Source organism: Streptacidiphilus sp. MAP12-20, assembly GCF_041262525.1.
GTDB lineage: Bacteria > Actinomycetota > Actinomycetes > Streptomycetales > Streptomycetaceae > Streptacidiphilus.
In genome coordinates, this window is record NZ_JBGCCK010000004.1 from 235038 (window position 1) to 249516 (window position 14479).

The 14479-nt window shown below is 69.4% G+C and carries 17 protein-coding genes; 3 read left to right on the top strand and 14 right to left on the bottom strand.

Annotated features, from left to right (window positions below):
- The first annotated feature begins 42 nt into the window (after positions 1–42).
- Positions 43–555 (top strand): FBP domain-containing protein, encoded by a 513-nt coding sequence (locus tag ABIA32_RS07175; RefSeq protein ID WP_370093018.1) that lies wholly within the window; start codon positions 43–45, stop codon positions 553–555.
- Between the two features lie 49 nt (positions 556–604).
- Positions 605–1585, top strand: a complete 981-nt coding sequence (gene coaA / locus ABIA32_RS07180; RefSeq protein WP_370093019.1) for a type I pantothenate kinase — start codon at positions 605–607, stop codon at positions 1583–1585.
- Here the strand turns inward: coaA and ABIA32_RS07185 are convergent.
- From ABIA32_RS07185 to ABIA32_RS07210, 6 genes are all read right to left on the bottom strand, one after another.
- Positions 1582–2019 carry a hypothetical protein gene (locus tag ABIA32_RS07185; protein WP_370093020.1) on the bottom strand — a complete coding sequence of 146 codons (438 nt, stop codon included), beginning with the start codon at positions 2017–2019 and terminating at the stop codon, positions 1582–1584. The genes coaA and ABIA32_RS07185 overlap by 4 nt on opposite strands.
- Positions 2020–2107: 88 nt before the next feature.
- Positions 2108–3340 carry an aminotransferase class I/II-fold pyridoxal phosphate-dependent enzyme gene (locus ABIA32_RS07190; RefSeq protein WP_370093021.1) on the bottom strand — a complete coding sequence of 411 codons (1233 nt, stop codon included), beginning with the start codon at positions 3338–3340 and terminating at the stop codon, positions 2108–2110.
- Between the two features lie 141 nt (positions 3341–3481).
- Positions 3482–4840: a phosphoglucosamine mutase gene (gene glmM, locus ABIA32_RS07195; protein ID WP_370093022.1), complete on the bottom strand. Its 1359-nt coding sequence runs from the start codon at positions 4838–4840 to the stop codon at positions 3482–3484.
- Positions 4841–4953: 113 nt separating this feature from the next.
- The gene (gene rpsI, locus ABIA32_RS07200) at positions 4954–5445 is read right to left on the bottom strand and encodes a 30S ribosomal protein S9 (RefSeq protein ID WP_370093023.1); all 492 of its coding nucleotides are present in this window, start codon (positions 5443–5445) and stop codon (positions 4954–4956) included.
- A gap of 43 nt (positions 5446–5488) precedes the next feature.
- A complete protein-coding gene (gene rplM, locus ABIA32_RS07205) occupies positions 5489–5932 on the bottom strand; it encodes a 50S ribosomal protein L13 (RefSeq protein ID WP_370093024.1) in 444 nt (147 codons plus the stop codon).
- Between the two features lie 269 nt (positions 5933–6201).
- Complete coding sequence (locus ABIA32_RS07210; protein WP_370093025.1) at positions 6202–7839, bottom strand: ABC-F family ATP-binding cassette domain-containing protein; 1638 nt, start codon at positions 7837–7839, stop codon at positions 6202–6204.
- A 108-nt stretch (positions 7840–7947) separates the two neighbouring features.
- Here ABIA32_RS07210 and ABIA32_RS07215 point away from each other — a divergent pair, with 108 nt between their 5' ends.
- Positions 7948–9042, top strand: a complete 1095-nt coding sequence (locus ABIA32_RS07215) for a hypothetical protein (RefSeq protein ID WP_370093026.1) — start codon at positions 7948–7950, stop codon at positions 9040–9042.
- Positions 9043–9049: 7 nt separating this feature from the next.
- Here the strand turns inward: ABIA32_RS07215 and truA are convergent, their stop codons facing one another.
- From truA to map, 8 genes are all read right to left on the bottom strand, one after another.
- Entirely contained in the window at positions 9050–9952 is a 903-nt protein-coding gene (gene truA / locus ABIA32_RS07220; RefSeq protein ID WP_370093027.1) for a tRNA pseudouridine(38-40) synthase TruA, read from the bottom strand.
- A gap of 166 nt (positions 9953–10118) precedes the next feature.
- Positions 10119–10556, bottom strand: coding sequence for a 50S ribosomal protein L17 (rplQ, locus tag ABIA32_RS07225; protein WP_370093028.1), 438 nt, complete (start codon positions 10554–10556; stop codon positions 10119–10121).
- A 148-nt stretch (positions 10557–10704) separates the two neighbouring features.
- Positions 10705–11724, bottom strand: a complete 1020-nt coding sequence (locus ABIA32_RS07230) for a DNA-directed RNA polymerase subunit alpha (RefSeq protein WP_370093029.1) — start codon at positions 11722–11724, stop codon at positions 10705–10707.
- Positions 11725–11946: 222 nt separating this feature from the next.
- A complete protein-coding gene (gene rpsK / locus ABIA32_RS07235; RefSeq protein WP_030251538.1) occupies positions 11947–12354 on the bottom strand; it encodes a 30S ribosomal protein S11 in 408 nt (135 codons plus the stop codon).
- 75 nt (positions 12355–12429) lie between these two features.
- Positions 12430–12810: a 30S ribosomal protein S13 gene (rpsM, locus tag ABIA32_RS07240; protein WP_370093030.1), complete on the bottom strand. Its 381-nt coding sequence runs from the start codon at positions 12808–12810 to the stop codon at positions 12430–12432.
- Between the two features lie 192 nt (positions 12811–13002).
- On the bottom strand, positions 13003–13116 hold the full coding sequence (rpmJ, locus tag ABIA32_RS07245) for a 50S ribosomal protein L36 (RefSeq protein WP_009740505.1): 114 nt from the start codon (positions 13114–13116) through the stop codon (positions 13003–13005).
- Between the two features lie 33 nt (positions 13117–13149).
- Positions 13150–13371, bottom strand: a complete 222-nt coding sequence (gene infA, locus ABIA32_RS07250; protein WP_003956442.1) for a translation initiation factor IF-1 — start codon at positions 13369–13371, stop codon at positions 13150–13152.
- 243 nt (positions 13372–13614) lie between these two features.
- Complete coding sequence (gene map, locus ABIA32_RS07255) at positions 13615–14448, bottom strand: type I methionyl aminopeptidase (protein ID WP_370093031.1); 834 nt, start codon at positions 14446–14448, stop codon at positions 13615–13617.
- Between the last annotated feature and the right edge of the window lie 31 nt (positions 14449–14479).

Consider the following 14479-nt stretch of genomic DNA (forward strand, 5'->3'; position numbering starts at 1 on the left):
TTGATTTGCCTAGGGCTCCTAGGAAACCTTAGCGTCAAGCGCATGGAGAAGCTCACCGAAAACGACATCCGCGCCTCGTTCGTCAACTGCACCAAGGGCGAGGCCACGCGCCTCCACATCCCGCACGACCTGGACGAACGCCCCTGGGCCCAGCTCGACTTCCTCGGCTGGCGCGATCCCGGCGCGCCGGACCGCTGCGCGCTGGTCGCCCCGCGCCCGGACGGCGCGCTCGTCGGCATCACGCTGCGCTTCCCGCCGCCGCAGCGCGGCTTTCTGGCCCGCAGCCTCTGCTCGCTCTGCCTGACCACGCACCCGCGCAACGGCGTCTCCCTGCTGACCGCCCGCCGCGCGGGCAGGGCCGGACGCGAGGGCAACACCGTCGGCCTCTACATGTGCACGGACCTGGCCTGCTCGCTCTATGTGCGCGGCCTCAAGAAGGCCGAGCCCGGCGCCCGGCTGGACGAGACGCTCGGCCTGGAGCAGCAGATCGAGCGGCTCGACACCAAGCTGCACGCCTTCCTGGACCTGGTTCTCGACCCGGCCGGCGCCCGCTGAGACGAATCTCTCGCCGCGGATCCCCCGGATCTCGGCAGAGAATAGGACCGTGCCAACCACGCTGGAAGCCCACCGCCGCGCTGACGCGTCCCCCTTCGTCGACCTCGACCGTGCCGACTGGAGCGCGCTCCACGAGCGCACGCCGCTCCCGCTGACCGCCGCCGAGCTGGAGCGGCTGCGCGGTCTGGGCGACGTGATCGACCTCCAGGAGGTCCAGGACGTCTACCTGCCGCTCTCCCGTCTGCTCAACCTCTACGTCACGGCGACGGGCCGGCTGCGCGGGGCGCTGAACGACTTCCTGGACAGCAACGAGCACACCCACACCCAGGCGGGCACGCCCTTCGTCATCGGCGTGGCCGGCTCGGTCGCGGTCGGCAAGTCGACCACCGCCCGCCTGCTCCAGGCCATGCTGGCCCGCTGGCCCGAGCACCCCCGGGTGGAGCTGGTCACCACGGACGGCTTCCTGCTGCCCAACGCGGAGCTGCGCCGCCGCGGCCTGATGTCCCGCAAGGGCTTTCCCGAGTCCTACGACCGCCGGGCGCTGACGCGCTTCGTCGCGGACATCAAGTCGGGCAAGCCCGAGGTCAGCGCGCCGGTCTACTCGCACCTGGTCTACGACATCGTCCCCGACGAGCGGCTGACGGTCCGCCGCCCCGACATCCTGATCGTCGAGGGCCTGAACGTGCTGCAACCCGCCCTGCCGGGGCAGGACGGGCGCACGCGAGTCGCGGTGGCGGACTTCTTCGACTTCTCCATCTACGTCGACGCCCGCGCGGACGACATCGAGAGCTGGTACCTCCAGCGCTTCCGCAAGCTGCGTGAGACGGCGTTCCAGAACCCCGACTCCTACTTCCGCCGCTACGCGGAGGTCTCCGAGCCGGAGGCGCTCGACTACGCCCGCCACCTCTGGCGCACGATCAACCGCCCCAACCTCGTCGAGAACGTCGCTCCCACCCGCGGCCGCGCGGACCTCATCCTCCGCAAGGGCGTCGACCACAAGGTCCAGCGCGTCCGCCTCCGCAAGCTCTAGCCCTGTGCGGGGGCCTGCGGGGCGGGCGCCTGCGGCACGGGCGGGAACTGGTCGTACGGCTGCGCCACCGGCTGCGCGGCGTACGGCGCGTCGGGCTGCGGCATCGGCTGCTGGGGCATGTACGCCTGCGGCGCGGTCAGGCGGGCGGCATCGGTCTGGCGTCGCGAGTTCATCGACTTGAAGAAGTTGGCGATCAGCACGACCGGCAGGATGAACACCTTGAAGATGATCCAGTAGGTGCCGCCAGTGAAGATGAAGCCCAAATAGAAGCCGTAGCCGACGAAGGCCAGGCCGACCAGCACGTTGAAGATCCGCCAGCCGACGCTCTGGCCGCCCGCGTTGATCGCGCTGATGACCAGCATCGCGATTCCGCTGATCAGCAGGAGGACGACGTAGCTGGAGAAGCCTGGCGAGTTGCTGAAGTCGATGTTCACGGCGGGAACCCCCGTATAAAGATCGGATAAGCGTCTCCGGTGAGACGATCGGGGACGCTATCCGATCCCGTTCCCTCGTGTCATCCCTTTACTGCGCGGCCTTCGCCTCTTCCGCCGCCAGGCGCACGCAGAGGGCCACGGCCTCCATCGCCTCACGCAGCTCCGGCAGCGACGGGTAGCTCGGCGCGAGCCGGATGTGGTGGTCGCGCGCGTCGTGCCCGTACGGGAATGCCGCACCGGCCGGAGTCAGCGCGACGCCGGCCTCCTTGGCCAGCCGGACGACCTCCGCCGCGCAGCCGTCCGGCACCTCCAGGGTGATGAAGTACCCGCCCTGCGGCCGCGTCCAGCGGGCGATGCCGCGCCCGCCCAACTCGCGCTCCAGCACGTGCTCGACCGCGGCGAAGCGCGGCGCGAGCAGCGCGCGGTGCTTGGCCATGTGGGTGAGGACGCCGTCGGAGTCACCGAAGAAGCGCACGTGGCGCAGCTGGTTGACCTTGTCCGGCCCGATCGTCTGCTTGGCCATCAGGCCCTTGAGCCACTCGACGTTGGCCGTCGAAGAACCGAAGAAGGCGACGCCCGCACCGGCAAGGGTGATCTTCGAGGTCGACGCGAAGACGAAGGCCCGGTCCGCGTGGCCGGCCATCGTGCAGGCGTCGAGGATCGACGCGAGCTCGACCCGCTCCTCGGTGAGGTCGTGCAGGGCGTAGGCGTTGTCCCAGAAGATCCGGAAGTCCGGCGCGGCCGTCGGCATGGCCGCGAGGCGGCGGACGGTCTCGGCGCTGTAGACCTCGCCGCTAGGGTTGCTGTAGGCCGGGACGCACCAGATGCCCTTGATCCGCGGGTCCTCGGCGACCAGGCGCTCGACCTCGTCCATGTCCGGACCCTCGCCGGTCAGCGCGACGGGCACCATCCGGATGCCGAAACGCTCGCACAGTGCGAAGTGCCGGTCGTAGCCGGGCACGGGACAGAGGAAGACGACCTCCGGCTCCTCCACCCACCGGCGCGGGGCGCCGGGCACGGGCGAGAGCAGCGCGTTGGCGATGACGTCGTGCATGATCTGCAGGCTCGCGTTGCCGAGCGCCAGCAGCGAGCCCTGCGGGATGCCGAGCAGCGGCGAGAAGATCTCGACCAGCTCGGGCAGGCCGGTGAGCCCACCGTAGTTGCGGGTGTCGCTGCCATCGGCGGCGAGATAGTCCCCCGCGCCCGGGAGTTCGAGCAGCGCGGCCGACAGGTCCAACTGCTCGGGCGAGGGCTTGCCCCGCGTCAGATCCAGCTTCAGCCCCCGGGCCTGGAGGGCTGCGTATTCCTCACGAAGCGTCACTTCTCTGCTCTCCCGAATGAGTTGCACTACCTCAGGGGCGCGAGGAACTGCGCGACAAGCCACCCGGCGAGGTAGAGCCCCGAACGCGCAGGGCCATCCGCACAAGGTGGTTGCTCGCGCAGTTCCTCGCGCCCCCCAGCGTCAGCTGAGGCGCTGCCGAACAACTTCCGCCAGACGCTCGCAAACGCTGTGCGCCTGCTCGGTGTCCGCGGCTTCCACCATCACCCTAACGAGCGGCTCCGTCCCCGAGGGACGCAGGAGTACCCGACCGGTGTCGCCCAGTTCCGCCTCGGCCTCGGCCACGGCCTCCAGCAGAACTTCGTCCTGCGCGGCCCGCGCCTTGTCCACGCCCTTGACGTTGATCATCACCTGCGGCAGCCGCGTCATCACCGCGGCCAGCTCCGCCAGCGTCTGCTTGGTCGCGGCGACCCTCGCCGCCAGCATCAGGCCGGTCAGCGTGCCGTCGCCGGTCGTCGCGTGGTCGAGCAGGATCACGTGGCCCGACTGCTCGCCGCCCAGCGTGTAGCCGTGCTCCTTCATCGACTCCAGCACGTAGCGGTCGCCGACCGCCGTCTGGATCAGGTCGATGCCCTCGCGCTGCATCGCCAGCTTGAAGCCCAGGTTGGACATGACGGTCGCCACGACCGTGTCCTTCGCCAGGACGCCCGCCTCGCGCAGCGCCAGCGCCAGAATCGCCAGGATCTGGTCGCCGTCGATCTCGTTGCCCTCGTGGTCCACGGCCAGGCAGCGGTCCGCGTCGCCGTCGTGGGCGAGGCCCAGGTCCGCGCCGTGCTCGACGACCGCCGCGCGCAGCGGGTCGAGGTGGGTGGAGCCGACGCCGTCGTTGATGTTCAGGCCGTCCGGCTCGGCGCCGATCACGTGGACGATCTCCGCGCCCGCACGGCGGAACGCCTCGGGTGAGGCGGTCGACGCCGCACCGTGCGCGGTGTCCAGGACGACCCGCAGCCCGTCCAGCCGGTTCGGCAGCACGCTGACCAGGTGGGCGACGTACTGGTCGAGCCCGGCCTCGTGGTCGCGGACGCGACCCACCGCCGCGCCCGTCGGGCGCGAAGGCTCCTCGCCGCCGAAGCGCTCGTAGTGCGCCTCGATGGCGTCCTCGATCGCGTCGTCGAGCTTGAAGCCGCCCTTGGCCAGGAACTTGATGCCGTTGTCGGGCATGGGGTTGTGACTCGCCGACAGCATGACGCCGAAGTCGACGCCCAGCGCCTCCGTGAGGTACGCGACCGCCGGGGTCGGCAGCACGCCGAGCCGAAGCACGTCGACGCCGGAGCTCGCGAGACCGGCGACGACCGCCGCCTCCAGGAACTCTCCCGAGGCCCGCGGGTCGCGGCCCACCACGGCCACCGGCCGGTGACCCTCGAACGCGCCCAGGTCACCGAGCACGTGCGCGGCGGCGACCGACAGCCCCAGCGCCATTTCGGCGGTCAGATCCACGTTCGCGAGCCCGCGGACGCCGTCGGTGCCAAAGAGTCGTCCCACTGCCAAAACCTCCGGGTGTCCGGGTATGAACGAACCACGCCCCGGGAACACAAGGTGCTCCCAGGGCGTGGTGAATACCAGCTCCCCCATCTGAACGGCGGAGCGGGGTGCGACTAGCGCTTGCTGTACTGCGGCGCCTTGCGGGCCTTCTTGAGACCGGCCTTCTTGCGCTCGACGGCACGGGCGTCACGCGTCAGGAAGCCGGCCTTCTTGAGCGCCGGGCGGTTGGCGTCGATGTCGGCCTCGTTCAGGGCGCGGGCGACACCGAGGCGCAGGGCGTAGGCCTGGCCGGAGATGCCGCCACCGTTGATACGGGCGACGACGTCGTAACGACCGTCCAGCTCAAGGATCTTGAACGGGTCGTTCACGGTCTGCTGGTGCACCTTGTTGGGGAAGTACTCCTCCAGGGTGCGACCGTTGATCTTCCACTGGCCGGTGCCGGGGACGATGCGGACGCGGGCGATCGCCTCCTTGCGGCGACCCAGACCGGCGCCCGGAAGGGCCTCGCCGAAACGGGAGGGAAGGGACTCGCTGGTGTACTCGGTCTCCTCGACCTCAAAGGTCTCCTCGACCTCGAGGGGGAGCTCGGCAGTGGTCTCGGCCACGATTCTCCTCAGCTACTTCTTGTCAGATTCGGGGTGGCCGGTATTACTGCGCGACCTGGGTGATCTCGAACGGCACCGGCTGCTGCGCAGCGTGGGGGTGCTGGTCGCCCGAGTAGACCTTCAGCTTCGAGAGCATCTGACGGCCCAGGGTGTTCTTCGGGAGCATGCCCTTGATGGCCTTCTCGACGGCCTTCTCGGGGTTCTTGTCGAGCAGCTCGTCGTAGCGGACGGACCGCAGACCACCCGGGAAGCCAGAGTGGCGGTAGGCCAGCTTCTGGGTCTTCTTGTTGCCGGAGAGGTGCACCTTGTCGGCGTTGATGATGACGACGAAGTCACCCATGTCGAGGTGCGGCGCGTACACCGGCTTGTGCTTTCCCCGGAGGAGGATGGCGGCCTGAGAGGCCAGACGGCCGAGGACAACGTCCTGGGCGTCGATGACGAGCCACTGACGCTGGACGTCGCCGGGCTTGGGGCTGTACGTACGCACGGTCGTAGCCTTCGCTTTTCAGTGAGTGTGTGCCTGACAGGGCCACCGGACGATCGGAGCAGCCTGAGCACTGGACCCGGACGCAATCGGGTGATCAGTGCCGCTACTCATCGGCCTGGCGGACCGGCGTACCGACCTCTCACGTGAGATAGAGCGAGCCAATACGCACAACGAACTCGCAGAATACCGGCACGGTGGCGGGCGGGTCAAAACGCGCACCACGAACCGTGCTGGTTATCCACAAGCTGTCGACAAGTCTACGTCGCCGTTCAGCGTTCCCGAACCACCCGCGCGACGTCCCACACCGGCTCGGGCGCCTCGTAGACCCGGCCGTCCTCCCCGAAGACCAGGAAGCGGTCGAACGAGCGGGCGAACCAGCGGTCGTGGGTGACCGACAGGACGGTGCCCTCGAAGGCTTCCAGGCCCTCCTGCAGCGCCTCCGCGCTCTCCAGGTCGAGGTTGTCCGTCGGCTCGTCCAGCAGCAGCGCGGTGGCCCCGGAGAGCTCCAGCCGAAGGATCATCAACCGGGCCTGCTGGCCGCCGGAGAGGCTCTCGAAGCGAATGTCCTCCTGGTGATGCAGCTCATACCGGCGCAGCGAGCTCATGGCCGCCTTGCGGTCCAGCGCGTGCTCGGTCTCCAGGATCTCGCGGGTGGTCCGGCCGTAGAGCTCGGGGTGCGCGTGCGTCTGCGCGAAGTGGCCGGGGACGACGCGCGCGCCCAGCTTCCAGACGCCGGTGTGCGCGACGTCCTGCCCCGCGACCAGCCGCAGGAAATGCGACTTGCCCGAGCCGTTCGAGCCCAGCACCGCGACCCGCTCGCCGTAGTAGACCTCCAGGTCGAACGGCTGCATGAGCCCGGTGAGCTCCAGCTTCTCGAAGGCGAAGGAACGCACGCCGGTGCGGCCGCCCTTGAGCCGCATGGTGATCTCCTGCTTGCGGGGCGGCTCCGGCGGCGGGCCGGCCTCCTCGAACTTGCGCAGCCTGGTCGTGGCCGCCTGGTAGCGGGAGGCCATCTCGTGCGAGCGGGCCGCGTACTGGCGCATGTCCAGGACCAGCTTCATCAGCTGCGCGTGCTTCTCGTCCCAGCGGCGGCGCAGCTCCTCGAAGCGCGCGAAGCGCTCCTCACGGGCCGCGTGATAGGTCGCGAAGCCGCTGCCGTGCACCCAGACCTCGCTGCCGTCGATGCCCGGCTCGACGCTGACGATCTTCTCGGCGGCGTTGGCCAGCAGCTCCCGGTCGTGCGAGACGAAGAGCACAGTCTTGCGGGTCTGCCGGATCTGCTCCTCCAGCCAGCGCTTGCCGGGGACGTCCAGGTAGTTGTCCGGCTCGTCCAGCAGCAGCACCTCGTCGGTGCCGCGCAGCAGCGCCTCCAGCACCAGCCGCTTCTGCTCTCCGCCGGAGAGGGTGGCCAGCGAGCGCCACTGCGCCCGCTCGTAGGGAGTGCCCAGCGCGGCGACGGTGCAGACGTCCCACGTGGTCTCGTATTCGTAGCCGCCCGCGTCGGCCCAGTCGGCCAGCGCCTGCGCGTAGGCCAGCTGCGTCTTCTCGTCCTCCTCCGCCATCATCGCCAGCTCGGCGGCGTCGACGGCCAGCGCGGCGGTCTTGACCTTCGGCGGCGCGACGGCGACCAGCAGGTCCCGTACCGAGGCGTCCTCCGCCAGCGGCGACCCCCGGCCCGTCGTCCCGACGAACTGGCGCATCACGCCCAGGCCACCGCTCACCGTCACTGTGCCGCCGTGCGGCTGCAGATCGCCCGCGATCAGGCGCAGCAGCGTCGTCTTGCCGGCTCCGTTGGCCCCGACCAGCGCGACGGCCGCGCCCTCGCCGACCCGGAAGGACGCGTCGTCGAACAGCACCCGCCCGTCCGGCAGGTAGTACTCCAGGTGCGAGATCTCGACATGTCCCATGGTCAGCGATTCTCGCCGCCCGCGGTCGCAGGGCAAAACGGGTTTTCCACAGGCCCCTCACCTCGGCGATGGCGGAACACATGGAATGACCTACTACGATTCCGGCGCATGACGACAGGGTCTGGGCAGGACCGTCAGCAGCCACCCCTCCCCCGGCGCGGCGAACAGCCGCACGGCCAGATCCCGACGCGCTACGCGCCGGGCAGCGGCAGGCTGCGCGCCCGCGCGCGGCACGTGGCCCGCAGCGCGGCCCGCAGCGCCGCCGTCCGGATCAGACCGGGCGCGCCGATCCCGCCGATGCCCGAACCGCAGCAGGGCACGGCACCGTCGAGCGGCGCCGCCCGGACCGCGACCACCTTCGCGATACGCCCCGGCCTGCCGACCGACCCGAAGCCCGAGGGCGCCCCTGCGGCCGCCGACTGGGACGGCCCCTCCGCAGACAACCCCGCCCCGCCGCGCCGCCGACGCGTGCGCCGCCTGGCGCTGGTCCTGGTTCTCCTGGGCGCGGCCGGCACCGCCGTCGCCGTGGCCCTGAGCCCGCACCCGCACGCCACAGCGACCCCGGCACCGGCTCACAGCCCCGCCGCGAGCGCGTCGTCCGCCACACCCTCGGCCCCGCCGTCATCCGCTCCTGCCGCTCCCCCCGCGCAGCCGACGCCGAGCCCGACCCTGCTCGACCCGCTCGCGCTGCTCTCCAGCGCCGCCACCGACAAGGCGCCGCTCAGCGCGGCGACGCTCTTCCCCGGCACACGCATCACTGTCGGCAACCATGTCTACACCCAGGCGCTGACAGCCACATCCAACTGCGCGGCCGCGACCTCCGCGCCGCTGGCCGCGGTGCTGGCGAAGAACGGCTGCCAGGGCGTCTTCCGGGCCACCTACGGCAACGGCGCGGCCGAGGTCACCGTCGGCATCGCCGTCTTCGACTCCGCAGCCCAGGCGACCGCGGTGAAGCAGCAGGCCACGGCGGGGAACCTGCAGTCGCTCTTCGGCGGCGCGGTGAAGCCGTTCTGCCGCGGCGAGGTCTGCCGGCTCTCGGCGAACGCGATCGGCCGCTACGCGTACTTCACGGTCGCCGGCTACCCGACCGGCAAGCCCGTCCCTGCCAACGACAAGGCGGCGCTGGCGGCGAGCAACGACCTCGCCGCCCTGGCCTTCCAGACCCTCGCCGACCGGGGCCGTGCGGAGGCAGGCGTCCACTGAGACGCGCTCACGCGCTTACGCGCGCCCCGAGGACGCGCAGCCGGCGCGCGGCGCGGTTTCGCTCCGCGAGCAGCTCGTCGGCCGGGTAGCCGACCTCCTCCAGGGTCAGCCCGTAGGGCCGTACCACGTTGACGGCGGAGTTCCGCACGCCCCCGGCGAGCACCTGGCCCGGGAAGTCCACCGCCCGCTGCCCGCCACCGACCAGCAGCATGGAGCCGACCAGCGCCCGCACCATGTTGTGGCAGAACGCGTCGGCCCTCACGGTCCCGATCACGAGTCCGGGCACGTCAGGCCCGAGCAGCGAGTCGCCTTCGGCGCGCTCCCAGGAGAACTCCAGCAGCTCGCGGATGGTCGTCGCGCCCTCGCGCTTCTTGCAGTAGGCGGCGAAGTCGTGCTCGCCGATGAGCAGCCGGGCGGCCTCGTTCATCAGCGGGACGTCGAGGGGCCGATCGTGCCAGAGCACGTGGCCGCGCCGCAGGGGATCGACACCGCCCTGGGTGTCACAGATCCGGTAGGCGTACCGCCGCCAGATCGCACTGAACCGCGCGTCGAACCCGTCCGGAGCGACCGACAGCCGCCACACCCGAATGTCCCCGGGCAAGCGCCCGGCGAGGCGACGCATCAGCTTGTCGCCTTCGGCTGCCCATACCGTCCCGGGCAGATCCACGTGCGCGACCTGCCCTCGGGCGTGCACGCCCGCGTCGGTGCGGCCGGCGACGGTCAGCGGGAAGACGGCGGGCTGCCGGGTGACGACCTTGATCGCCTCCTCCAGCTCCTCCTGCACGGTCCGCCGACCGCTCTTCTGCCGCGCCCACCCGGAGAACTCCGCGCCGTCGTAGGCCAGGTCCAGCCGGATGCGGACGTAGCCGCCGGCCGGGCCGTCCCGACGGGGTTCTTCTTCGCAGGTCACAGCGGGATTCTCCATGCACAGGGGACGTTGCGAACACCTAGGGGCGCGAGGAACTGCGCGACAAGCCACCGTGTGTGGTGACTCGCCGAACGAGCAGGGCCATCCGCACTGGGTGGTTGCTCGCGCAGTTCCTCGCGCCCCTGAGGGTGGATCACGCGGGGGAGACTTACTCCGCCGCGGTCTCCTCCGTCTTCGCGGCGACCTTGGTCGCAGCCTCGGCCTCGCCGACGGCCGTCTGGGCCACGGTCAGGGCCTCGACCAGCTCGATGACGGCCATGGGCGCGTTGTCGCCACGGCGCGAGCCGATCTTGGTGATGCGGGTGTAGCCACCGGGACGGTTCGCGTAGCGCGGGCCGATCTCGGTGAACAGGGTGTGCAGCACCGCGACGTCGGTGATGACCTTGCGCGCCTCGCGGCGGTTGTGCAGGTCACCCTTCTTGGCCTTGGTGATCAGCTTCTCCGCGTACGGACGCAGGCGGCGGGCCTTGGCCTCCGTCGTGGTGATGCGGCCGTACTGGAACAGCTCGCGAGCCAGACCAGCGAGCAGCAGACGCTCGTGGGACGGGCCGCCGCCGAGGCGGGCACCCTTGGCGGGACGAGGCATGGTGTCTCCTTCAATATCCGGAGTCGGCCGTATGAGGAACCGAACCGGGCGTACGGACAGATGCGTCCGCACGACTTAGACATACAGCTCACAAGAATACGGGACCGCCGAAGCGGTCCCGTACCCAGGAGAGTCAGAGACCGGAGTCTCAGTACTGCTCGGTCTCCGCGAAGCCCGTGTCGTCGTCGTCGGCGCCGAAGGCGTCCGCCGCGGCGGTCGGGTCGAATCCGGGCGGGCTGTCCTTGAGGGCCAGGCCCATGCCGGCCAGCTTCGCCTTGACCTCGTCGATCGACTTCGCACCAAAGTTGCGAATGTCGAGCAGGTCGGCCTCGGAGCGGGCGACGAGCTCACCCACGGAGTGGATGCCCTCGCGCTTGAGGCAGTTGTAGGAGCGGACCGTGAGCTCGAGCTCCTCGATCGGCAGCGCCAGGTCAGCGGCAAGGGCGGCGTCCGTCGGGGACGGGCCCATGTCGATGCCCTCGGCGTCGATGTTCAGCTCGCGGGCGAGACCGAACAGCTCGACCAGGGTCTTACCGGCCGACGCCATCGCGTCGCGCGGACGCATGGCCGGCTTGGTCTCGACGTCGACGATCAGCTTGTCGAAGTCGGTGCGCTGCTCGACACGCGTGGCCTCGACCTTGTAGGTGACCTTCAGCACGGGGCTGTAGATCGAGTCGACCGGGATACGGCCGATCTCCTGGCCGGACTGCTTGTTCTGCACGGCGGAGACGTAGCCGCGACCGCGCTCGACGGTCAGCTCCATCTCCAGCTTGCCCTTGCCGTTCAGCGTGGCCAGGACGAGCTCGGGGTTGTGGACCTCGACACCGGCCGGGGGCGCGATGTCAGCGGCGGTGACCAGACCCGGGCCCTGCTTGCGCAGGTACATCACGACCGGCTCGTCGTGCTCCGAGGAGACGACCAGCTGCTTGATGTTGAGGATCAGGTCGGTGACGTCCTCCTTGACGCCCGGCACGGTGGTGAACTCGTGCAGCACGCCATCGATCCGGATGCTGGTGACAGCGGCGCCCGGGATCGAGGAGAGGAGGGTACGACGGAGCGAGTTGCCGAGGGTGTAGCCGAAGCCCGGCTCCAGCGGCTCGATGACGAACCGGGAGCGGAACTCGTCGACAACCTCTTCGGTCAGCGACGGACGCTGAGCGATCAGCATGAGGGAAATCCTCCAGTTAGATCTTCGGCACCCACTATTTGATGCCGACGAAAGCAAGGATACGGCCTCCGGGCGAACCCGAGACCGTATCCCAAGGTGCTACGCGTGTCGCGAAGCGCGTGCGTCAGACGCGACGGTTGCTCGCTTCGACGAAGCGAGCAAACGGCGAACCGTCAGACGCGACGGTTGCTCGCTTCGACGAAGCGAGCAAACGGCGAACCGTCAGACGCGACGGCGCTTCGGCGGGCGGCAGCCGTTGTGCGGGGTGGGGGTGACGTCCTGGATGGAGCCGACCTCCAGGCCCGTGGCCTGGATGGAGCGGATCGCGGTCTCACGACCGGAACCCGGGCCCTTGACGAAGACGTCGACCTTGCGCATGCCGTGCTCCTGCGCGCGGCGGGCAGCGGCCTCGGCGGCCATCTGCGCGGCGAACGGAGTCGACTTGCGGGAGCCCTTGAAGCCGACGTGGCCCGAGGACGCCCACGCGATCACGTTGCCGGACGGGTCCGTGATCGAGACGATCGTGTTGTTGAACGTGCTCTTGATGTGGGCGTGCCCGTGAGCGACGTTCTTCTTCTCCTTGCGGCGGATCTTCTTCGCGCCGGCAGCCTGACGGCCCTTGGGAGGCATAAGCTGAAATCTCCTGATGAGGTGGTCGGTCCGCTAGCCCAGCGGGCCGGATGGAAGTCCGGTGTGTGGGGCGGACTACTTCTTGCCGGGCTTCTTCTTGCCGGCAATCGCGCGACGCGGGCCCTTGCGGGTACGCGCGTTGGTGTGGGTGCGCTGACCGCGGACCGGAAGGCCACGGCGGTGACGCAGGCCCTCGTAGCAGCCGATCTCGACCTTGCGGCGGATGTCGGCCGCGACCTCACGGCGGAGGTCACCCTCGACCTTGAAGTTGGCGTCCACGTACTCGCGGAGCTTGATCATGTCGTCTTCGGTGATGTCGCGAACACGGATGTTCGCGTCCACACCGGTCTCGGCCAGGGCCAGCTGGGCCCGGGTGCGGCCGATGCCGTACACGTAGGTGAGGGCGATCTCGATCCGCTTTTCGCGGGGGAGATCAACGCCGGCGAGGCGTGCCATCGATTGGCTCCTGTTGTTTCTTCGGAGGTCTGACGAGACGCCTACTCGTTCAGCTCCCGCTGATCGAGCCCCGGCCTCCGACCGGGGGTGGCAGTCCACCCGTTCCATCAAAGAGAACGAGCGGATCGGGCATCCCGCTTCATGTTGTTTTTCGCGTCGCGCGAAGAGTTACGACCCGTACAGGGGGTGAAATCAGCCCTGGCGCTGCTTGTGGCGCAGGTTCTCGCAGATCACCATGACCCGACCGTGACGGCGGATCACCTTGCACTTGTCGCAGATCTTCTTGACGCTCGGCTTGACCTTCATCTGACTCAGGTTCTCCGGGTCTGGATCTGCTGGTTACTTGTACCGGTAGACGATGCGACCACGGGTCAGGTCGTACGGGCTGAGCTCGACGACGACCCGGTCGTCCGGGAGGATGCGGATGTAGTGCATGCGCATCTTGCCGCTGATGTGCGCGAGAACCTTGTGACCGTTCTGCAGCTCTACCTTGAACATCGCGTTCGGCAGAGACTCGATCACGGTGCCCTCGATCTCGATGGCGCCTTGCTTCTTGGCCATAATCCTGCGGAATTCGCCTTCCGGAATCGACTACCGTAGTCGGCACTCACGCATGAACCCTGACCGGGTTCACCTCGGCCCTGCCGGGCGAGGACGTGCGAAAGCAAGCTACGAGTGAGCCGACACAGCAGTCTACGTCAGTGGGCAAGTGAACGCGAAATCGTCCGGAGGGCAGCACGCCAGGGGCGCGGGGAACTGCGCGACAAGCCACCCCGGGCCTCGCGCCCCTAGAGATCGTGCAACTCACCCAAGCGGGTCAGGTGCGGCAACGATCCCCAGCTCGGCGAGCTTTCCGCGGCCGCCGTCGAACGCCGTCAGCACCAACGGGCCGTCCTCCGTCAGGGCGATCGAGTGCTCCCAGTGGGAGGCCCAGGTCCCGTCGTTGGTCTTGACGGTCCACTCGTCCTCGAGCGTGTGCGTCTTCGGCGTGCCCAGCGAGACCATCGGCTCGATCGCGATGCAGAAGCCCGGCACGAGCTTCATGCCCCGACCCCGCCGACGGTCCACGTAGTTGAGCAGGTGGGGATCCATGTGCATCGCGGTGCCGATGCCGTGGCCGCCGAAGTCCTCGATGATGCCGTACTTGCCCTTGGGCGGCAGCGGCTGACGGCGGATGTACGACTCGATCCCCCGGCTGATGTCGGAGAGCCGGTTGCCCTTCTTGACCGCCGCGATCCCGGCCCACATCGACTCCTCGGTCGTGCGGCTCAGGTCGTGCAGCTCGGGCGCGTGGCCACCGCCGACGAAGACGGTGATCGCGGCGTCGCCGTGCCAGCCGTCGACGATCGCGCCGCAGTCGATGGAGATGATGTCGCCGTCATTCAGCACCCGGTCGCCGGGGATGCCATGGACCACCTCGTCATTGACGGAGGCGCAGATCACACCGGGGAAGCCGTGGTAGCCGAGGAAGTTGGACTTCGCGCCGGCGCCTTCGATGACCTTCTTGGCGACCGCGTCCAGCTCGCCGGTCGTCACGCCGGGCACCACCGCCTCGCGGGCGGCCTTGAGCGCCTCGGCGACGACCAGCCCGGCCTCGCGCATCTTCGCGATCTGCTCGGGGGTCTTGATCTCAACCATGCGCTCTTCTCGCCTCTCCACCAGCAACGTA